The sequence below is a fragment of the Quadrisphaera sp. DVD1 genome (assembly GCF_058932755.1).
Genome location: NZ_JBZYWI010000191.1, coordinates 1 through 4,865, shown reverse-complemented (window position 1 = coordinate 4,865; position 4,865 = coordinate 1). Strand labels below are relative to the sequence as shown.

The window sequence follows — 4,865 nt, the reverse complement described above, 5'->3', positions numbered from 1 at the left end:
CACCTGCACCGGGGGCAGCGGCAGGGCGTCGGTGCTGCGGGCCAGGCGCTCGGCGACGGCCGCGAGCGCCACGGTCGTGTCGACCGCGACGGGCTCGGCGAGGGCGAGGGCGCGCAGGCCCAGCACCGTGGGCAGCCCGGGGCCGTGCAGGGGCGAGACCCACACGGCCAGCACGCCCCCCTCGGCCACGAGCCGCGCGGCCCCGTCGGGGTCGGCGCGGCGGGCGCGGGCGACGAAGACCGCGAGGTCGTCCAGCGCCCGGCGGTCGGCCGGGACGAGCGGCTGCTCGCTCACGCCCCGGCCCGCCGCCGGAACGGCACCGGCTCCCCGCGCCAGCCCTCGAGGACCTCGCGCTCGCGGTCGCTCACGCGCCGGGTCGCGCCGGTGGCGACGTCGAAGGTGACCATCGTCGAGGCCGCGCGCACGTAGACCTGCTCGGGCTGGCCGGGCTGGGCGTCGCTCACCTCGTAGCCGAGGTCGAAGCTCGCGCCGCCGATGCCGGTCACCCACAGCGCCACCTGCACCGGCCGCGCGCTCCAGGCGAGCGGCCGCAGGTACTCGATCTCGTGGCGCGCCACGAGCACGCCGGTCTCCAGCAGGCTCGGACCGCCGCCGCGCAGCTGCTCGAAGGCCGCGATGCGCGACTCCTCCAGCAGCCGCAGGAACTGGACGTTGTTGACGTGCCCGAAGGCGTCCATGTCCGACCAGCGCACCGTGACCGGCACGCGCACTCCCACCGACGTCTCCTCGGGCGCCCCCGCTGATGATCCAGGCATGCGCCCATGCTGGCCCACGCTGGACGGCGCCCCGGCCGCGGCCCCCCTAGGGTGCGGCCATGCCCGACGCCGCCCCCGACGCGACCTCCGACGCGACCTCCGACGCGACCCCGGACACCAGCCCCCTCGCCGGCCTGCTGTCCGTGCTCGACCTGCGCCACGAGGCCTCCGACGACGGGCACGACGTCTTCACCGGCGACAACCAGCCGCGCCCGTGGGGCCGGGTCTTCGGCGGGCAGGTGCTGGCGCAGTCGCTGGTGGCCGCGGCCCGCACGACGCCGGACGGTCGCAGGGCGCACTCGATGCACGGCTACTTCCTGCGCCCGGGCGACCCGGACACCCCGATCACCTTCACGGTCGAGCGGCTGCGCGACGGGCGCTCGTTCTCCGCCCGCCGGGTGCAGGCCGCCCAGCACGGGGCGCCGATCCTGTCGATGATCGCCTCGTTCCAGGTGCCCGACGAGGGCCTGGACCACGGCCAGCCGATGCCCGAGGTGCCGGACCCGGAGTCGCTGCCCACGACGGCCGACCTCATCGGCCACCTCGACGACCCGGTGGCGCAGCACTGGGCCCGCGAGCGCCCCGTGGACGTGCGGCACGTCGAGGGCGCGATCTTCCTCTCGGCGCGCGGGGAGCGCACCGACGCGCAGGCCGTGTGGATGCGCGCGGTCGGCGCGCTGCCGGACGACGACGCCCTGCACCGCGCGGTGATGGCCTACGCCAGCGACTACACGATGCTCGAGCCGGTGCTGCGCCGCCACGGGGTGCCGTGGGCCCACCCGGGGCTCAAGGCGGCGAGCCTGGACCACGCCATGTGGTGGCACCGGCCGGCGCGCGCGGACGAGTGGCTCCTGTTCGTGCAGTCCAGCCCCTCGGCGTCCGGGGCGCGGGGGCTCGGCCAGGGGCTGCTCTTCGCCCGCGACGGCGCGCTGGTCGCCACCGTCGCCCAGGAGGGCATGGTGCGCACCAGCCGTGGCTGAGCAGCAGCGCGGGGAGGCCGGGGCGGACGAGCTCGCCGCGGCCCACGCCCTGCGCGACGCCGGGCGCGAGGAGGAGGCCCTGGCGGCGTACGGGCGCGCGGCCGAGGCGGGCAGCCGGGACGCGTTCCTCGAGATCGGCCTCCTGCACGCCGACCGCGGCGAGGTCGAGGCCGCGCGGGAGGCCCTGCAGCGCGCCACGGCGGCTGGCGACGCCCTCGCCCACCTGCCGCTGGCCGACCTGGAGGAGGCCGACGGCGACGACGAGTCGGCCGAGCTGCACCTGCGCGCGGGGGCGCAGGCGGGGGACGCCGAGGCCCGCGCGGCCCTGGGGGTGCTGCTGGCCCGCACCGGGCGCACCGCCGAGGCGCGCAGCGTGCTGCTCGCCGGGGCGGCGGCCGGGGAGACCGACGCGTTCCTGCCGCTGGGCAACCTGCTGTGGGACGTCGACCAGGACGTCGCGGGCGCCGAGGCCGCCTACCGCCACGGCCTGGCCGGCGGCGACGAGAACTGCCACCAGAACCTCGGCCTGCTGCTCGAGGCGACGGGCCGGCGGGAGGAGGCGCTGGAGCAGTACCGCCTGGGCGCCGCCACGGGCGACGGCGGGGTCAGTCGCGGGTGAGGCGGCGGTGGGTGACCCGGTGCGGGCGGGCGGCGTCCGCGCCCAGGCGGGCCACCTTGTTCTCGAGGTAGCCGTCGAAGTTGCCCTCGAACCAGTACCACTTCGCCGGGTCCTCCTCGGTGCCCTCGTAGGCCAGGATGTGCGTGGCCACGCGGTCGAGGAACCAGCGGTCGTGGGAGATCACCACGGCGCACCCGGGGAACTCCAGCAGGGCGTCCTCGAGGGCGCCGAGCGTCTCGACGTCGAGGTCGTTGGTCGGCTCGTCGAGGAGCAGCAGGTTGCCGCCCTGCTTGAGGGTGAGCGCGAGGTTGAGGCGGTTGCGCTCGCCGCCGGACAGGACGCCGGCCTTCTTCTGCTGGTCCGGGCCCTTGAACCCGAACGCCGAGACGTAGGCCCGCGAGGGCATCTCGACGTGGCCGACCTGGATGTGGTCCAGGCCGTCGGAGACGACCTCCCACAGGCTCTTGTTGGCGTCGAGGCCGCCGCGCTCCTGGTCGACGTAGGAGATCTTGACGGTCTCCCCGACCTTGACCGAGCCGTCGTCGGGCGTCTCCAGGCCGACGATCGTCTTGAACAGCGTCGTCTTGCCGACGCCGTTCGGGCCGATGACGCCGACGATGCCGTTGCGCGGCAGCGAGAAGGACAGCCCGTCGATGAGGACCCGGTCGCCGAAGCCCTTCTTGAGGTCGTCCACCTCGATGACCACGTTGCCCAGGCGCGGGCCCGGCGGGATCTGGATGGACTCGAAGTCGAGCCGGCGCGTGCGGTCCGCCTCGGCCGCCATCTCCTCGTAGCGGGCCAGGCGGGCCTTGGACTTCGTCTGGCGGCCCTTGGCGTTCGAGCGCACCCACTCCAGCTCGTCCGCGAGGCGCTTGGCGAGCTTGGCGTCCTTCTTGCCCTGCACCTGCAGGCGCTCGGCCTTCTTCTCCAGGTAGGTGGAGTAGTTGCCCTCGTAGGGGTAGAGGCGGCCGCGGTCGACCTCGGCGATCCACTGCGCGACGTTGTCGAGGAAGTACCGGTCGTGGGTGACGGCCAGCACGGCGCCGGGGTAGGCGGCCAGGTGCGCCTCCAGCCAGGTCACGCTCTCCGCGTCGAGGTGGTTGGTCGGCTCGTCGAGCAGCAGCAGGTCGGGCTGGGAGAGCAGCAGCTTGCACAGCGCCACGCGGCGGCGCTCACCACCGGAGAGCACCGTGACGTCGGCGTCCGGCGGGGGGCAGCGCAGGGCGTCCATCGCCTGCTCCAGGCGGGAGTCCATGTCCCACGCACCGGCGTGGTCGAGGTCCTCCTGCAGCGTGCCCATCTCGGCCATGAGGGCGTCGAAGTCGGCGTCGGGGTCCTCGAAGGAGGCGGTGATCTCGTTGTAGCGGTCCATCTTCCGCTTGAGGTCGCCCAGGCCCTCCTGGACGTTCTCCAGGACGGTCTTGTCCTCGTCCAGCGGCGGCTCCTGCAGGAGGATCCCGACGCTGTAGCCCGGGGTCAGCCGCGCCTCGCCGTTGGAGGGCTGGTCGAGCCCGGCCATGATCTTGAGGATGGTCGACTTGCCGGCGCCGTTGGGGCCGACGACGCCGATCTTCGCGCCGGGGTAGAACGACATGGTCACGTCGTCGAGGATCAGCTTCTCGCCGAGGGCCTTGCGGGCCTTGTACATGGTGTAGATGAACTCCGGCATGCCCCCAGGGTAGAGGGCTGGGCCACCCCTCCCGGCCCTCCACCCCCGGGGCCCGCCTACGCGAGCGCGCGGTCGAGCTCGGCCTCCACCACGGGGTCGCCCCCGTCACCGGCCCGGTCGTCGGCCCCGTCGTCGGCCTCGTCGTCGGCCCCGGTGCCGACCGCGTCCGGCCCGTCCTCGTAGCCGTGCCCGAAGTCCCCCCCGCCGGTGAGCACGCCGTGCTCGTCGACGCTGCCGCCCATCGAGGCCGCGAGCTCCGCGGCCGGTGGCGAGGGCAGCGGCAGGGCCTGGCTGCGCACGACCCGCTCGAACCGCGAACGCCCCCAGGCCAGGTCGTGCCCGACGGCGTCGGCCACCACCTCCAGGCTGGTGCCCGAGCGGCCCTCGCGCTCCCAGTGCTCCACGCGCACCACCCCGGTGACGACGACGCGGTCGCCCTTGCGCAGCGACGCGGCGGTGTTGGCCGCCAGGCCGCGCCAGCAGCTCACCCGCCACCAGCTCGTGGCGCCGTCGACCCACTCCCCCGTGCTGCGGTCCTGGCGCCGCTCGGTGCAGCCCACGCGGAAGTTCGTGACCTCGGTGCCGGCGTCGGTCCGGCGGTAGTCGGGGTCGGCTCCCAGGTTGCCGACCAGCGTGACGACGTTGCCCCTCATGCCCGTGCTCCTCCCACCCGCGCCCTGCGGGTCGGCTGCCAGCGTGGGCGTGGGCGACCGTCGTCCCCAGGGGTGCGGGCGCGCCTGTGGACGACGGGACCCCCGAGCCACCTGTGGGCGGGCCTCGACCAGGACCAGGGCCAGGGCGCGGGGCCCGGGCTCAGCGGC

Annotated in this window: 6 protein-coding genes; 2 read left to right on the top strand and 4 right to left on the bottom strand. The window is 75.0% G+C overall.

All coding sequences use genetic code 11. From position 1 onward, the window contains the following. Positions 1 to 294, bottom strand: a 294-nt coding sequence (locus AC5FZL_RS15465; protein ID WP_493619774.1) for a DUF8010 domain-containing protein, incomplete at its 3' end; no start/stop codon positions are given. Further along, positions 291 to 737: an acyl-CoA thioesterase gene (locus AC5FZL_RS15460; RefSeq protein ID WP_493619773.1), complete on the bottom strand. Its 447-nt coding sequence runs from the start codon at positions 735 to 737 to the stop codon at positions 291 to 293. The genes AC5FZL_RS15465 and AC5FZL_RS15460, both read right to left, overlap by 4 nt. Positions 738 to 835: 98 nt before the next feature. Here AC5FZL_RS15460 and AC5FZL_RS15455 point away from each other — a divergent pair, with 98 nt between their 5' ends. Both AC5FZL_RS15455 and AC5FZL_RS15450 read left to right on the top strand, forming a co-directional pair. Next, the gene (locus AC5FZL_RS15455) at positions 836 to 1,756 is read left to right on the top strand and encodes an acyl-CoA thioesterase (RefSeq protein WP_493619772.1); all 921 of its coding nucleotides are present in this window, start codon (positions 836 to 838) and stop codon (positions 1,754 to 1,756) included. Beyond that, a complete protein-coding gene (locus tag AC5FZL_RS15450) occupies positions 1,749 to 2,375 on the top strand; it encodes a hypothetical protein (protein WP_493619771.1) in 627 nt (208 codons plus the stop codon). Before AC5FZL_RS15455 ends, AC5FZL_RS15450 begins: the two co-directional genes overlap by 8 nt. Here the strand turns inward: AC5FZL_RS15450 and ettA are convergent. Together ettA and AC5FZL_RS15440 are read right to left on the bottom strand one after the other, a co-directional pair. After that, positions 2,362 to 4,044: an energy-dependent translational throttle protein EttA gene (gene ettA, locus AC5FZL_RS15445; RefSeq protein WP_493619770.1), complete on the bottom strand. Its 1,683-nt coding sequence runs from the start codon at positions 4,042 to 4,044 to the stop codon at positions 2,362 to 2,364. The two genes, AC5FZL_RS15450 and ettA, sit on opposite strands and share 14 nt — an antisense overlap. Before the next feature lie 56 nt (positions 4,045 to 4,100). Beyond that, positions 4,101 to 4,697 (bottom strand): single-stranded DNA-binding protein, encoded by a 597-nt coding sequence (locus AC5FZL_RS15440; protein WP_493619769.1) that lies wholly within the window; start codon positions 4,695 to 4,697, stop codon positions 4,101 to 4,103. Positions 4,698 to 4,865 lie beyond the last annotated feature (168 nt).

What these genes read in the sequence shown, in the direction of transcription:
- AC5FZL_RS15455 (WP_493619772.1), top strand. Translation starts at nt 836, where the DNA reads ATGCCCGACGCCGCCCCCGACGCGACCTCCGACGCGACCTCCGACGCG.
- AC5FZL_RS15440 (WP_493619769.1), bottom strand. Translation starts at nt 4,697, where the DNA reads ATGAGGGGCAACGTCGTCACGCTGGTCGGCAACCTGGGAGCCGACCCC.
- ettA (WP_493619770.1), bottom strand. Translation starts at nt 4,044, where the DNA reads ATGCCGGAGTTCATCTACACCATGTACAAGGCCCGCAAGGCCCTCGGC.